The sequence below is a fragment of the Sporosarcina sp. ACRSM genome, assembly GCF_022346545.1.
Taxonomy (GTDB): domain Bacteria; phylum Bacillota; class Bacilli; order Bacillales_A; family Planococcaceae; genus Sporosarcina.
Window position 1 is genome coordinate 110,089 of sequence record NZ_JAKRNU010000012.1, and the last position, 14,701, is coordinate 124,789.

The 14,701-nt window shown below is 42.9% G+C and carries 13 protein-coding genes and 1 riboswitch; of the genes, 3 read left to right on the plus strand and 10 right to left on the minus strand.

The window, feature by feature from the left end; translation table 11 throughout:
• Positions 1–21: 21 nt before the first annotated feature.
• The 3 genes from MHZ95_RS17425 to MHZ95_RS17435 form a co-directional block, all read right to left on the minus strand.
• Positions 22–576, minus strand: coding sequence for a DUF402 domain-containing protein (locus MHZ95_RS17425; RefSeq protein WP_239392105.1), 555 nt, complete (start codon positions 574–576; stop codon positions 22–24).
• A gap of 429 nt (positions 577–1,005) precedes the next feature.
• Positions 1,006–1,389 carry an SET domain-containing protein gene (locus MHZ95_RS17430; RefSeq protein ID WP_239392067.1) on the minus strand — a complete coding sequence of 128 codons (384 nt, stop codon included), beginning with the start codon at positions 1,387–1,389 and terminating at the stop codon, positions 1,006–1,008.
• A gap of 638 nt (positions 1,390–2,027) precedes the next feature.
• A complete protein-coding gene (locus MHZ95_RS17435; protein WP_239392068.1) occupies positions 2,028–2,525 on the minus strand; it encodes an LURP-one-related/scramblase family protein in 498 nt (165 codons plus the stop codon).
• 301 nt (positions 2,526–2,826) lie between these two features.
• Here MHZ95_RS17435 and MHZ95_RS17440 point away from each other — a divergent pair, with 301 nt between their 5' ends.
• Positions 2,827–3,612 carry a YheC/YheD family protein gene (locus MHZ95_RS17440; protein ID WP_239392069.1) on the plus strand — a complete coding sequence of 262 codons (786 nt, stop codon included), beginning with the start codon at positions 2,827–2,829 and terminating at the stop codon, positions 3,610–3,612.
• A gap of 83 nt (positions 3,613–3,695) precedes the next feature.
• Here MHZ95_RS17440 and MHZ95_RS17445 read toward each other — a convergent pair whose 3' ends face one another.
• The 6 genes from MHZ95_RS17445 to MHZ95_RS17470 all read right to left on the minus strand — a co-directional run bounded on the left by MHZ95_RS17445 (position 3,696) and on the right by MHZ95_RS17470 (position 10,137).
• Positions 3,696–5,087: an S-layer homology domain-containing protein gene (locus MHZ95_RS17445; RefSeq protein ID WP_239392070.1), complete on the minus strand. Its 1,392-nt coding sequence runs from the start codon at positions 5,085–5,087 to the stop codon at positions 3,696–3,698.
• Positions 5,088–5,142: 55 nt separating this feature from the next.
• On the minus strand, positions 5,143–6,615 hold the full coding sequence (locus MHZ95_RS17450) for an S-layer homology domain-containing protein (RefSeq protein ID WP_239392071.1): 1,473 nt from the start codon (positions 6,613–6,615) through the stop codon (positions 5,143–5,145).
• A 198-nt stretch (positions 6,616–6,813) separates the two neighbouring features.
• Complete coding sequence (locus tag MHZ95_RS17455; protein ID WP_239392072.1) at positions 6,814–7,887, minus strand: S26 family signal peptidase; 1,074 nt, start codon at positions 7,885–7,887, stop codon at positions 6,814–6,816.
• Entirely contained in the window at positions 7,884–8,384 is a 501-nt protein-coding gene (locus MHZ95_RS17460; protein ID WP_239392073.1) for a sigma-70 family RNA polymerase sigma factor, read from the minus strand. Before MHZ95_RS17460 ends, MHZ95_RS17455 begins: the two co-directional genes overlap by 4 nt.
• A 20-nt stretch (positions 8,385–8,404) precedes the next feature.
• Positions 8,405–9,661: a polysaccharide deacetylase family protein gene (locus MHZ95_RS17465; RefSeq protein WP_239392074.1), complete on the minus strand. Its 1,257-nt coding sequence runs from the start codon at positions 9,659–9,661 to the stop codon at positions 8,405–8,407.
• 317 nt (positions 9,662–9,978) lie between these two features.
• Entirely contained in the window at positions 9,979–10,137 is a 159-nt protein-coding gene (locus MHZ95_RS17470) for a hypothetical protein (protein WP_239392075.1), read from the minus strand.
• Between the two features lie 125 nt (positions 10,138–10,262).
• A riboswitch (Lysine riboswitch) is annotated at positions 10,263–10,440 on the plus strand.
• A 120-nt stretch (positions 10,441–10,560) separates the two neighbouring features.
• Between MHZ95_RS17470 and dapA the strand changes: the two genes are divergently transcribed.
• Together dapA and MHZ95_RS17480 are read left to right on the plus strand one after the other, a co-directional pair.
• Positions 10,561–11,445, plus strand: a complete 885-nt coding sequence (dapA, locus tag MHZ95_RS17475; RefSeq protein ID WP_239392106.1) for a 4-hydroxy-tetrahydrodipicolinate synthase — start codon at positions 10,561–10,563, stop codon at positions 11,443–11,445.
• Between the two features lie 238 nt (positions 11,446–11,683).
• On the plus strand, positions 11,684–12,541 hold the full coding sequence (locus tag MHZ95_RS17480) for a hypothetical protein (protein ID WP_239392076.1): 858 nt from the start codon (positions 11,684–11,686) through the stop codon (positions 12,539–12,541).
• Positions 12,542–12,662: 121 nt separating this feature from the next.
• Here the strand turns inward: MHZ95_RS17480 and MHZ95_RS17485 are convergent, their stop codons facing one another.
• The gene (locus MHZ95_RS17485; protein WP_239392077.1) at positions 12,663–14,690 is read right to left on the minus strand and encodes an acyltransferase family protein; all 2,028 of its coding nucleotides are present in this window, start codon (positions 14,688–14,690) and stop codon (positions 12,663–12,665) included.
• Positions 14,691–14,701: the final 11 nt, after the last annotated feature.

Genomic DNA, 14,701 nt, shown 5'->3' on the forward strand with positions numbered 1-14,701 from the left:
ACTAGTTGTCCTCTCATTCTATCAAATCCCAGTTCTATTAAAGACCTGTTTATTCGCAAACTTTTCTAATAAAGGAAGGAATCTCTCGTGCTTATAAATCCCCTCAGATTCCGAAATAGCTTGAGCAAGAATAGCAGGTAACGACTCTATTACCGAATTCATAGCTTGTTTGACGAACCCATTTTCGAAGTGCTCGATCGACTCCGGTAACTCATTCTCGTCTAACATAAAGTATTCTCCATTTGGAAGAACCATAATATCGATAATCAAGTCTTCAAACGATACCACTTCATCGGTAATAGTTGTATGCTTTACAATGTTTAAATAAGAGCCCAAATAATTTCCTTGATGATCTCTCCAGAAATATAAATTATACGGAAGGTTTTCCCAATAATAAGCAATTGTATAACTACCAATCGGGATCGTTAAGCTAGCTCCATTAGCAATCATTGTAAATGATTCTTCAATAATATGAAAAAGAACTGCACTTTGTTTTTGTCTAGTTAACAGCCTACAAGGATAGTCCACAATTTTAGAATCATAACGTATTTTTCTTTCTATTATTTTATCCACTATTAGCGACTCCCTTTCTCATGAAAATCGTAACATAGATTCGACTAAAGGGATAACCCCACTAATCCGTAGAGAAAAACAGCCTCCATCAGCTTTTTTTAGGCAGCAAATAGCCCCCACCTTCCAATTGATGAGGGCATTTGCTACTTAATTACTTAACATTTTTTGAACAACTCTATTTACTTGAGACCAAGTTCTTCCTGCTTATCGGCGATCGCTTTCATCAGCTCCTCATCTTTGACAACTGTGACATCCGGGTCCCACTCGCCTTGAGGCAACTCAAACTGGAACCTCTTGCATTCTCCTCTTCCCTACCCGGGATTCTCATAAACTTCTTTCGGCAGTGGAAGAAACCATTTCAAATACTGGTTTATTCAAAAAGAAAAACAGCCTCGATCGGCTGTTTTAATCTTTGGATAAAGTTCGTCTTGTCTAATCTTCCTTCTGATCAAACCATAACAGTTCATTGTCATCTACGTCACCATTATAATTGATTAGAATTTCTTCTCCAGCTTTGATATCTGTATAGGCATAGAAGTCAAACGTATGCTTTTCAAAACTGATCTCATACGTGGCATTAGGCTCGTAGGAATGGTTGAACAACATTCCGTACCCGAGAAGGATCGCGGAATGATTGACGCCATACTCAAAAGCGTAATCGGCGATTAGCGTTTGCTCAATGTATGGGTGTTGCTCGTTTGGGTACGCGATGACAGGCGCTTCATGCACCATCGTGCCTTTGTTAATATCACATGTCGCGAATACTCCTCTGTTGAATTCTCCCTCACTAAGTGAAGATGTTCTTACTTCAATCATGCTGCTCACCTACCTATCTGTAAAATATGCTTACTAACTATAACATGGATTCACTCGTTAAGTGGCCTTAATTACTTTTGAAAAGAGCCTGCTCTACAACAACCAAGTGAAAATTTTATTAGTAAGAATAAGAATGAGCATGATCGATATGCCCGCTAGGAGTAGATATTTGAGGCGCAAGCTATATAGACCTTTCGTTTCCAACGTGGAGTTGCTCTGCTCGAACCAACGCTGTTTTCCACACTCCTCACAGTAGAACCTAAAGTGAACTTGCCTTATTTTGGTGGAGACCAAACCTTTTTGAACAGTCTTGCTTCGCTCTCTTTTGAGTGAGAAAAGGAACGTCCAATCCGTTTCTGATAATTTGATGCGCTTCTCATGCGGACATTCGGTCGATTGGAATTTATAATAAAAATCATCATACCAATCTTGGCTCAACAATTCTGTCTGGTAGCGCTTGACGCTTACAATTACAGTTGTTATAAGTAAGATGATAACGAAAGCGATCATGATAAATAGCAAAAATAACTGCCTCCTATTCATGGTGAAAAACGTCATGATGAATATACAAGCGAATAAAGTTCCTTCAACAAATCAAACACCATGCAAAAGGCACTCAAAGAATGAGTGCGAGATATTCACATATTAGGCACTGAAGCAACAGCGGCCTGGTCGGCTTTCGCGCAGTCAATCGCCACGACAAGCGCCACTAGAAGTGGTTCCATTTCATCGTTTGCAATTTGCAACTGATAGCTATCACCCCAGCTGAACCATTTCTTACTGACGGCCCCGATGATTTCCCCGTTTTGAGACACTTCAAAATCCATATCCCACCAATTCCCCCGAACTTCCATCCCCGCAGCGTCAATCGAGTAACGCGCTTTCAAAAAGGAGAATTGCTTTTTAATCGTCACGGCTTCTTGGCCATTCACTTCTACAAAAAAGGTCGGCAAAAAGCTGAACATTTTTTTCGTTATCAACGCAACTTCATTCCCGGCCGAATCCAAAATGGAAAACGTCTTCGGCATTCGCAAGAAGCTCCCTTCCACGAAATAAACCTCGTTCTCTTGCGAATCCTTCACTGAAAATTTGCCACTCAGACTAAACACTTTTTGCTTGATATATAACTGTCTCATATGTAGTCTCCTCTCGTATCAAGACCATTTACGCTCAAATCCGCGTAAACTGGATAGCCATTCCTTACAAAACCTATCCTTCGATACTAGTTATACGGAACTCACCCGTCTAAAGTTTCGACCATTGAGCGGATTTCCTCTTTCCCATAGATCCTTTCCTAAAAATCCAACCACTCTACTTCTGGATACATAGAATAGCTAAAACAGATTCGTAACAACGTTGGCCATTTACAAGGAGATGGAGTGGACAATCTGGTCATCGAAAAAGCGAACAAATCAACAATGAAATGAGATGGGAAACATGAAAAGAGCATTAGGTAAATGGGAGCAAAGTGTATTATTCCAGCAACATCCAGTACTCGCCAAGCATATTCCAGAAACCATATTATACAGTGAGAAGAATTTGATAGATTTTTCGAACCGCTATCCGTCTGTCTTTGTGAAACATGATATGACAGGCCAAGGAAGAGCCATATTCAAAATTCACAAAAGTAATGACAGGAAATACAACATAAATGGTTTTACAATCCAAGGAACACCTATCCAAAAATCTGTATCGAAAGTTAGTGAAATTCGCTTGCTCCTTCATCCATTTATTAAGTTAGGTAGAGAAAGCGGTCCATATATTCTTCAAGAAGATATACAAAGCTACACCCGAAATGGACAGCCTTTTTCAATTCGGGTTCATATTCAAAAACTGAATAACAAGTGGATGATTAGCGGGATGTATGGGACTACCGCAACCAGCCTAGCAACTGAAAGCGGGATTGTGAATCCACATAGAGGCGCTACAGTTATGACGATCTCCGAAATATTCTCTCAAACAAAATTCAAAAACAATGAAGAGGATACAGTCAAGAAGATAGAAGAGGTTGCAATTACAGCAGCGAAAGCAATCGATTCCGTATTGCCATGTAGGGAATACGGCATTGACTTCGGGATCAATCAGGAAGGAACACCTGTCTTATTTGAAGTAAATACAACGCCGGGTATCATGGGATTTGCACAAATTGAGAATAAAAAAATTTGGAAACGAATTGTGGAGATACGGAAAATGCAAAGCGAATCAGATGAATCTACTCTTTGAAAAGGAATCCGGCACGTCTGAACGGCTGGCAGCCATACCAAAACAGGCAGACATCCCGGGGAGGGGTGTCTGCCTGTTTCTGTTCATTTTTTCAATGAATGTTTCTTGCCGTTCACGTCAATGATTTCCACAGTCGTGTCCGTCAACTTCATGTCCTTTGCCTGGATACTGGATCGTTTTTTTGTTTTTCCGTCCAATAGGCTGTATGAAAATACACCTTTTTTATTAAAATAATACATCGTGCTGGCATCGAATTTAACGGACTTGTTATTTTGCGTCACGTTTGTTGAAAATCTCGTGGATCCTTCCAGCGGTTCGAAGATGACGCGTGCATCAAACTCCATCACTTTTTTCGGTTTCCATGTGTCAGGACTTTGATGATAAAGGATGAGTGTCTGATCTACATTAACAGCATCGTCGAAGATCGGATTGTAATCGAACACCCGCTGTTTCTTCTCTACTGTGTAATAGTAGGCATGCCCGTGGACGCTGAAATTCCGCATACTCGCAGCATGGTCTGTATCCACATCTAAATTCCAGTATTTCACACCATTTTTTCCACCTTGCGCACTCGTCCGGAAAACACCATATCTATATGGAATACTGGTCCCTTGAGATACAGCAGCCCAGTACGGGACATAAATGATATTGTTCTGGAGGATGATCGGAAAACCTGTTTCCAAATGGACCTCAAACAATCCATCTTGCGTCGGGAAATCCTGTTCCGTTAGGAGTACGGTTTCCTCTTTCGTCTTTTTATTAATTTTCACGAGCTTTTCACCTTTAATGGTGTACTGGAACCCGTCCTCTTCCACCACAATCCCCTTCTGGCTGACGTATGAAAACGGTTCGGGCAATTTCATTTTGTCATCAATCGCACGGGCAAGGAAAGAAGAGAATTGGGAGCGCGTGACCGGATTTCCCGGTTTGAACGTGCCGTCTTGATAACCGCCCGCAATCCGATTCAATGCCACGCTATTGATATCCGCGAAGGCCCAATTAGCTGGTGAGACATCGACAAACATTGGTTTCAGTTCCAATGGAAGGTCGAATGCCCGACGTAAAACGGCTGCCATTTGGGCACGCGTCGTCTGTTCCGCTGGTCGCATATAGCCATTTTCTCCACGCAGGATTCCCTTGTCGTTAATGGTTGCCAGTGCCCGATAGTGCGTAGAATTTTTCGATACATCTTTAAAGGCGACAGTCGGATTTTCCTGTAGCGGAATGTCCAGCGCCCTAAGAAGCATGGCAGAAACTTGTGCACGGGTAATCGGTTCATTCGGCCGGAAAGTACCATCTGGATAACCTCCGATAATCCCCTTTTTGTACAAGAACATGATGTCCCATGATGCACCACGCAAATCTTTAAAAGGAACCGGTTCGTTATAAGGCGGATATTCTGTTTCCGCCTGCGCTGTCGGCAGTAATGAAAACATCAACAAGATCGTTAGCAAGGAAATCAGGATTTTTTTCAATCGTGTACACCTGCTCTCTATGAATATCGCATTCACAAAACTTTAGTATATTCACTCAATGATCCATCTCGTAATCCTTCCGTATATCAACGTTCACAATGGAGCCGATTCGCTGGACCTGTACATATAAACCTGTCCAAGCAGAATAGCACTCCGGTTCTATATAATCACAATATCTCTCGCTTAACCTGCGATCATAGTCAATACTGATCGTGCCTTCTTTCTGGCCAGTGGCTTTGACGCGAAATAGATTCGTGCCTGGATCTCTTGTGATAATGGCTATCTGCTCGGCATCTTTTGTTCGGATTATGTGCTTGCCCAAGTCGGCTGTCGCTGTCTCCTCATAGACATCAGACGGATTTTCTTTTAGCGTTTTGATTTCATAATAAAAGCGGTCATCGTTCAGCTTCACATCAATCCCATGCCGCTCTTCCTTCCCACCCTCAAACCGTAGCGTGGCAATATACTGGCCAGGTTTGTCGATATCAAACCATACATTGAAGCCATTTCTACTTTCTTCTTGCTTGAACGTCACACTGTCTGACAACTTTTCCCCTTGCATTGTGGACAAGGAAATATATTGAACCTTTTCCTTCAGGAAATGAAACTTCACTGCAGTCGGCAAGATGTCATCCGTCTCTTCCATCGTCAACTTCAATTCACCATTCACCTTTTTAATCGTTACGTAATACTTTTTATACTCCATTTCATAGGAACCGTTGCTAGGAAGACCCGCAATATTAAGTTTTCCGGTTCCTTCTTTTAATGGGACTAATTGAACTTGATCCTCCGTATAGCCCTCTTTTCCGGCTACCTGTATTGATTTAAACAAACCGTCATTCGACTCATCGTAAACAACTTCACTAATCAGCCGCCAGTTGAATTCACTGGCCCTTAGCGTTATCATCGTTGGCTTTGACTCTTCAGTCGCTTTCAACATTTTGGCCGCCTGTCCTCTTGTGATAGCAGCATTCGGGCTGAACGTGTCAGGTGATGTCCCCGAAGTGATGCCGAGTTGATAGATGATAAGAATATTTCCACGATGTGACTGTAGATATTCAATATCTTTGAATGGATTTATGATGTTCCCATCACGCGGCAAATCGAATGCTTTGACAAGAATCGAAGCCATCTGCCCCCGTTTAATCGGATCGTTTGGACCGAAACGGCCATCTTCATAACCACCAATAACTCCTTTTTCTGCCAGCGCTGCAATCGCTTTGTAGTAGCCATTAGCTGTCGAGACATCTTTGAAGCCTGGATTCTTCACGTTCGAGGTGTCCATGTTGGTCATCTTTGCGATGATGGCAGCCGCCTGACCTCTCGTGATAGAGTTTCCAGGTTTGAACGTGCCATCCGGATAGCCTCCGATAATATTGCGTTCCGCCAAATCATAGACTGCTTCTGCATAATGCTTTGAAGAGGGTACGTCTGAAAAGCGCTCAGTGCTTGCGGCGAATGTGCCAGATAAAGGCAGGCTACCGGCAAGCAATAGTGTACCTAATACCGTAAAAACCTTCTTTCTCACTTGCAATCTTCCTTTCTTTTCGAGTAGTAGATTTTGATATAGAAAAACGATTCACTACTACCAATACTTTTCAAACTAGCTGGTGGAAAACCAGGTTGGTGTTCCTATATAATGAGCGGTTGGTTGACGGCTACTTTTTCTGGTCACTGCCAACCTGGTTTCCCAAAGGATGTCGGGGTTCCCATTCCCCCTCCTGCACTAGTCTGTTATCATCCAACGTTCAGAGCCAGCATCCCACTTCATATGAAAGACCTGCTCGGCTACCCCTTCTCGCCCATATTGGTAGCGGATTTCAACTTCATTTTCAGAAATCGGAGTCGTTTTTCGATAAGATGCCTCTAAAAACAGTTCTCCTAATCGGCTAAGTTGAGCAAACAGAGGCGTTTCCGGCAAATTGCCGTTGCCTAACAGATCATCATATAAATACAAATCGAAATATTGCTCGGGTGTATAATCACCTGTCAGCTGTCCGGATAAATAATCCATATAAATCGAATCGGTACGCTCTTCCGTCGCGACGCCTACCACTTGCCCATAAATTTTATGCACGGGCGTAATCGTTGCCCCCTGCACTGTTCCTCTTGCCGGGAAATGGTTCAATAATAGATATTCCCGCGCATTCAACAGCTGGTCGTAACCCCCTACAATCGTGATTCCCTGTTTTTCATATCGATCCATCAGTTCAGATTGTAACGGTTTGCCGTTTATGCGTAGCTTGCCGTCTTTCAGTACGACGCGATCCCCCGGAACTGCAATCACTTCATAATAGGCATCCGTATAGGTCGGTAAATGGCTGGTCGTATTGGTCATCGTGCGTACTACATCGCCCGCCTCATACACAACCTTATCGAATAATTCTTCTTTGCGCTCAATGACCGTATGATAAGCATCCGAACTCCCATTTAATGAGAACTTTTCTTTATCCACATAATACAGACCGTCGACTTGATCAAAATGTGGAAGAGCCGCAAATTCCTCATAATCAACCGCAGACAGTTGTTTTTTCTTCTGCAAGGCCGAAATTTGCGCCAAATCATCCAGTGGATCATAGGGGACGCCTGGCCCTTTATCTGATGAAAGATAATTCATAGGGTCAACGGTAAACAGAAGAAACAGTGCAACGACAGGTATCGCGGCTGTGACAAACAGCACTTGCCAAGAAAACTTTTTAGTCGGTGTCCGTAAACGTTCATGCACACGCCGCTTGATCCGCCTTTCTTGCTCCGATGTATCGCCCATCATTTGATCCAGCTTCCGTTTAAAATCACTCAATTGCTCACTACCTCCTCTTCTTCGAAAAATTCTTTCAGCTGTTGCTTTGCCCTCCGCAGTCTTGTTTTTACGGTATTTTCATTCAGCTCCAGATAGTTTGCAATTTCCGCTATCGACTGCTCGTCATAATAAAATAAGATCAAAGGTTCCCGGTATTTTAACGGAAGCTGGAAAAGATTTTTTTCAAGTAGCGCCAGCCGCTCTTGCTCCAACACGACTTCTTCTGTCCCTTTTGTCGAAACAAAGATGGTATCGAACAGCACATCTTTTTTATGCTTCCACGAACGCAAATAATCTTTTGCACGATTGGCTGTCATTTTCGTTAAATAAGTCTTCAATGACGCCTCATTGCGAAACTGGTCACTTTTTTGAAAATACGTCACAAATACTTCTTGCACAATATCCTCAGCAGTCGACCAATTCTTCACATATAGATAAGCGATGCGCACTAAATAACGCGAATGCTCATCAATTAGTTGATCAATAGTACTACTCATTTACGAACCCTCGCCCTCCTCTACGGCCACGTCATGTCCCCCTCCACATAGACAACAAATTGTTCAAACGACTTTTTTTCTGTCATGCCATATCGAGCTACTTCATAATTAGAAGTCTTTCGATTGGCATATCCTTCGGTCGTCGTAAAACCGATTAACAAGCCTGCTTCCTTAGCCGCTACGATGAAATCCTCATCATAATGCCCAAAAGGATAAGCTACTGAAACGGCTGTCGGCACTTGCGCCATATTTTGCTGTAAATCCAAAAGAATTTCTTCTTTTGAACGCTCTAACGCAACCCCTAAATCCTTGCTCAGTGAATGCAATTCATTGGTATGTGCTTCGAACTGGAACACATCCCCCAACTCTTCTAAATCCGCAGCGGTAAAAAACTGTAGCGGACCTTCCGCATCAAACAACTGTGTTCCCTGCACTCGATCTGTACGTGAGGAAATAATGTGCTGAAGAGCAGTAAACCTGTATTGCTTTAAAACGGGATAGGCAAATTCCTTTGTGGATAATAACCCGTCATCAAATGTAATGAGCACCGCTTTGCTCGGAACAACAAGACGCCCTTCCAAGTAATCATACAACTGATGTGCCGTCAACGTCTTGAACTGACGATCCGCCAAGTACGCCATCTGCTGATCAAACGCTTCCAAGGAAATCGTACTAATCATCGTGCTCATCAACTCACGTGGCAAAACCTGATGATAGACAAGCACAGGCAGACCCACATCCATTGTAACGGACTGTTTCGCAATATAGCCCGGCCGTTCTCCTATTGTAAGGATATACCAATCTTCTTCCTCCCGTACTACAGGATAACGATAACCTGCTTCCAACTCCAGTATAACGCCGCTCTGCAAATTAGCAGCCTCGTAAACGGCGGTTTTTTGCAACGTCTGAACAGCAGCCAACCGCTCCGGATGGACAACGGTCAAAAGCTTCTTCTTTTCAACCGCCGCCTCCCCCTTCCGAACAAAGGCAGGCATATTTCCCAATCGAAGCTCATAATACGCCTCATCCTCACCTGTAATCGCCACAGGCTGACCCGCCACCAACTCGCCAATCTGCGTCAAAGACGCCCCCTTCATATAAAGCGGTTGACGCTCCTGCAAGGTCAGCACCCGCTCAAATACCCGCTTCGTCACAAACCGATCCGTACCTTGTGCGAACACCCTCCCTTGTGATTCAACCAAAATCCATATCGCACCTACGCTTATGAATACGAGCAAACACACAAGTAACCACACTCTATTAGCAATCTTCCTCATAACTTTACCTCCACTGTCCATCAAGCAACGTACAGACGGAGATTTTCAAAAAAAGTTTCAAAGATTTTTAAAAAGTTTTGGAGGCGTATTAGCAAATGAAAAAAGACATCCATTTTTTTATAAACGGACGTCGGTCGGTAGTTGTCTTTGCTTGATTAGACAAAACCAAGTGAACTTCTCATGAATCCTGTTTTTACTGCAGCATTTCCCTCAACTTCTCAATCTCATCTTTTTTCAAGTGTGTTACTTCCGCAATCAATCACGCCTCGGCGTGATTGCGTCCAGATTTTGAATCGAGCGTGCTCGATTAACTCCTTTCAAAATCTGTGACATCCGCCGGAGGCTTTATCTTCGTTCAGCTGGCGTTTGAACACCCGCTGAACAGGAAACAAAACCGCATTCATCTCGCCACCTATCGAGGTGGGAGTCTTCTGCTGAATGAAGATAAAATCAGTTGATGTTCCTTTTCTCAACATCTCCAACACCACTTTGGACCGAATTTATTCAAAATTAAATGAACAATTCCATCTTCGACTTGCAATTGTACCCAATTCCATGTAAAGTGAGGGTAATTAAACACTTACTTATTTCGAACTCTTGAAGTAAGGATAGAGGCGCAGAGACCATTAGTACACAATCAGAGGATAATGAGGTCCTATGAAGATTGTGAAAAGGGGGATTTGCCGAAGTGGAGAGAAGCTCATTATCTCGAAGCTGGTTCTGGGTTGAATAAGCACAGAATTGTCATATAGGAAACTATATGGAGGGCTATCTTATGCAAAGAAATAATCTATTATTTCACTGCAGCAGCGACCCTTCGTTGTTGCTTTTTGCGTTGATTTACAAGCTGCCCTTCTCCCTCTATTTATTTAAAATAATTGATAGGATGTGGAGAAATGATGAATTTCGGACAAATTGTAACAGCTATGGTGACTCCTTTTAATGAGCACGGAGATATTGATTTTGAAGCGACAAGGAACTTGATAGAGTATTTAATCGCCAATGGAACAGATAGTTTGGTCGTGTCAGGTACAACCGGAGAATCTCCGACGTTAACGTCTGAGGAAAAGGTCCAATTGTTCAAATTTGTGGTAAAAGTTGTCAATGGAAGAGTGCCTGTAATTGCTGGAACGGGCTCAAACAATACAAGGGAGTCTGTTGAACTGACGAGACTAGCGGAAGATATTGGTGTTGACGGCGTGATGCTCGTCGCTCCCTATTATAATAAACCTTGCCAAGAAGGGATGTTCCAACACTTCCAAACAATCGCGGCAGCCACTTCTTTACCCGTCATGCTATACAATGTACCTGGACGAACGATGTCCAATATTGCCGTCGAGACAGTCGTGCGCCTTGCTGCAATTCCGAATATCGTCGCCATTAAAGAAGCGAGTGGCGATTTAGATGCAATGGCTGAAATCATTGAGCAGACACCAACAGGATTTTCCTTGTACAGCGGCGATGATGGCTTAACAATCCCTGTATTATCAATTGGTGGCGTAGGTGTTGTTTCTGTCGCAGCTCATATTATAGGCAATGAAATGCAAACGATGATCAAAAACTTCAAAATGGGTAATATCAAAGAAGCGGCTTCAGATCACCGCAGACTGCTGCCAGTGATGCATGCACTTTTTGCTGCTCCGAATCCATCCCCATTAAAAGCGGCATTGAACCTAAAAGGTGTTCAAGTCGGCGGCGTTCGTTTGCCAATGATTCCCTTAAACGACGAACAACTGCACGCACTACAGCGTACGTTGGCAATCCATGATGGCGTGACAGTCTGATAACCGTCAGAGGCTCTATCGACAGAAATGGAATTTACTACATTCCACCCTATCCTTGCCATAATGAATAGCATAAAAATAACACGTATAACGCATGTCACTCGGATATGCGTTTGCGCATCAAAGAAAGGAACCCATGTCATTTGTACATGCGTTCTTTTTTTGATTTCTCATATTTATGTATGTATGATTGAATCTTCCCGGCAGGCTTCCACGTAGAAGAAAGGGAGGTGAAAAGATGAGAAAGATATTTGGCATTTTACTAATCATATTCAGCCTGTTCATTGCACTAGGCGGTTTACTCACATTAGAGGAGGATTTCAAAGCATCACTGTTTGGTATTTTGGTCATTAGTCTGCCGCTTTATATGATCGGTCATATTGTGAGGACCAATATGTGGCAGGCAAAGCAAAAAGGACTTCGATGGCTTTGGGCATACATCTATGTTGTAGGCATCATTCCTGCCCTCTTTCTTTCTTACGAAGGATACGAAAATCTGAAAGAACAGACATTCTCCAACAATCATTTTTTGTTATTTGAATCCACTGCCACGGATTACACCGGCGGCCTTTCTATCGGGTTCATCCTGCTTTTATTGTTGCTGTTCATCTTTCCTTTTTATGAAACCACACGAAAAATAAAAAGCATGATCGCGATTGCTGCAGTGGTTGTCACGGGGGTATATGCGGGCTATCAGTATATGATGTGGGCAGATTATCGCGGCATCCATGAAGTCGACGGACTTGTGACCCATTATTGGAATGGTGAAGAACAAATTGTTCCGTATGAGGAGATTGCCCAGATTGCCGTACAACCGTATGTGAAATACGCTAGATCAAACAGACCGTCTGACAAAACCTATTTTGCATGGAGATTGATCTTCATGACTAAAAATGAAGAGCAAATTACATATCGCCTTTGGCTCAACGACATCAGCCTATCGAAGGGAAATCGCATAAAACAATTGGCGCATTCCAAAAATATCCCCTTCCACGTCATACCGATGACCGAAAAACAGCGTGAGGAATTCGACTTCCAATTGGAGTTGAAGAAGCTGGATTGGCAACCTTATTATTTGTTTTTCGAGGTCGAATAAATCGTTAAGTGCTTATGTACTACATATGACAATTCAATACAGAAAGAAGCCAACCAGATGAGATGGTTGGCTTCTTTCATTTACTGTATGGAAAGAGGTACTAGATGCTGAATATTCTAGATCACGATTCAACAAGCAATTCTTTTTTATCCCTCTCCAAGCTCTCTAACGCCTGTTGCAAATGCTCTTTTAAAGGAAGGGCTAATGTTTTTGCATACGTTGCCGTGATATGGTTATTGTCACGATATACGATGATATTCCCGATGATCGGATGACAAGTGGTTTGATCACAGAAATAATCCGTGAGGTCCGCGAATATCACATTTGAAGGAATGCCCTCGGTATTCTCCCAAGGCACTTCCTTTGAAACTCCCTCATCCCTCGAAATCGCACAACTTAACGGGTTGTTCTTCTTTTCTAAACAGCTTGGAATTTTCTCTTTCATCCGAGGGTTATCACGTATCGCGAATATGGCGGTGACCCCTTCCAGTTCTTTCCACTGGTTTATATAACCTGACGGAACCGTCTTCCGCTTATTCAATGTGGACGTCGTGAAAACCAGGTCTGGCGGATTTTCTTTTAAGTGTTCAATCAAATTTTCATTCCACTCTAAACAAGCTTCGGTTAAGTGATGTTCCGGATCTTCGTTCGTAAATCGGCAGCCATCATGATTGTAGACGTCAATCTGGAAGTTCAGGTCTTCCGCTAAAACTTCCAGCGCCGGAAACCAATGCCCTGAATGCGACCCACCGACCAACGCTACCGTATAGCTTGGATTCGTTACCACCCCATACGAACATTTCTTCACATTGACACTATCCTTCCCTAAACAGTTTGGATTCCCATAAAAGGAAGGAAGATCTGATTGAATATCAATCAATGCCGGAATAGGGGCGATGCCTTTTGGTGGCTCCCTCTTCTCATAGACTGCCATCGCTCCTGGGAAATCTTTTTCGTCATAGCTAACAATCAGCGCATCAGCCTTCACCTTTTCAATATACGTTGTAATAGCTAGTATGGAACTTCCTGTTACCATCAATAGGCCACATAAGACAGCAACAAGTCTGCCCTTCATTCTATTTTTATTCAACTTGAGAATGGGTGCTTCTAGTAACTTTTTAGAGAGCAGCGATAATAGAACCGCCGTCATGATGATAATGATCCCCTCAAGAATCGGAACTGGTTTCACATCCACAGTGGCCTGATAAAAGATTAAAAGAGGCCAATGCCATAAAAAGATCCCATAAGTAAGGCCGCCTAAAAACGTCAGTGACTTGACGCTTAACAACCGATCCACGCCAAACTTCGTGCTATTTTCGGTGGCGATTAACACCAATAATGCCCCGCTAATCGGGACAAGCGCTAAATAACCAGGGAACCCCGTGGATACCGGAAGCAAGATGCCTGTTAAACAGATAATGGAAAGTCCAAGCCAACCTAGCACCGTGTTTAGCCATTTATTCATCCGTAAGTACGGTATTGCCATTGCCAGCATACCGCCTATGCTAAATTCCCACATACGCGCAAACGTGTCAAAATACGCCCAAGGCTGATTCACTGTTGTTTGATAAATCGAATAACAGATCGAATAGATAAAGACGACGAACAATGCCACTAAAAAAGTTTTACGTACCGGTGTCTTCAATACTTTTCGAGCTAAAAAATACACGGAAGTGATTAACATTGGCCAAAGGATATAAAATTGCACTTGGACACCGAGTGACCAAAAATGTTGAAATGGACTGGTTGCATGATCACGCGCTAAATAATCAACCGCATCCAACGCCAAACGCCAGTTTTCAAAATAGAGGGTGGACGCGGTCATATGTGTAATGATCGAGCTCCATTCCAACTGAGGTAAAACCAACAAGGCTAGACTTCCAATCACAATGATGACCAATAAGGCTTGCGGCAGAAGCCTTCTCCCAAGTCCCACTAAAAAGTCTCCAAATTGTACGGTTCCCGTTCTCTCTAGTCTCGCTAAAAGAGACATCGTAATCAAATAGCCTGATATCACAAAGAATACATCAATGCCTCCAGACACTCTTCCCAACCAAATATGATAAATCACGATTAACAACGTCGTAATCGTACGTAACCCTTCAATCTCCGGGCGATATCTTTTTTGAGGACTCTTTAAATCTTCCATATTCCTTTACC

Bases quoted from the DNA above. Each gene is read 5' to 3' on its own strand.
- MHZ95_RS17430 (WP_239392067.1), bottom strand. From the start codon at position 1,389: ATGATTGAAGTAAGAACATCTTCACTTAGTGAGGGAGAATTCAACAGA.
- MHZ95_RS17435 (WP_239392068.1), bottom strand. From the start codon at position 2,525: ATGAGACAGTTATATATCAAGCAAAAAGTGTTTAGTCTGAGTGGCAAA.
- MHZ95_RS17440 (WP_239392069.1), top strand. From the start codon at position 2,827: ATGAAAAGAGCATTAGGTAAATGGGAGCAAAGTGTATTATTCCAGCAA.
- MHZ95_RS17460 (WP_239392073.1), bottom strand. From the start codon at position 8,384: ATGAGTAGTACTATTGATCAACTAATTGATGAGCATTCGCGTTATTTA.
- MHZ95_RS17465 (WP_239392074.1), bottom strand. From the start codon at position 9,661: ATGAGGAAGATTGCTAATAGAGTGTGGTTACTTGTGTGTTTGCTCGTA.
- MHZ95_RS17470 (WP_239392075.1), bottom strand. From the start codon at position 10,137: ATGTTGAGAAAAGGAACATCAACTGATTTTATCTTCATTCAGCAGAAG.
- dapA (WP_239392106.1), top strand. From the start codon at position 10,561: ATGAATTTCGGACAAATTGTAACAGCTATGGTGACTCCTTTTAATGAG.
- MHZ95_RS17480 (WP_239392076.1), top strand. From the start codon at position 11,684: ATGAGAAAGATATTTGGCATTTTACTAATCATATTCAGCCTGTTCATT.
- MHZ95_RS17485 (WP_239392077.1), bottom strand. From the start codon at position 14,690: ATGGAAGATTTAAAGAGTCCTCAAAAAAGATATCGCCCGGAGATTGAA.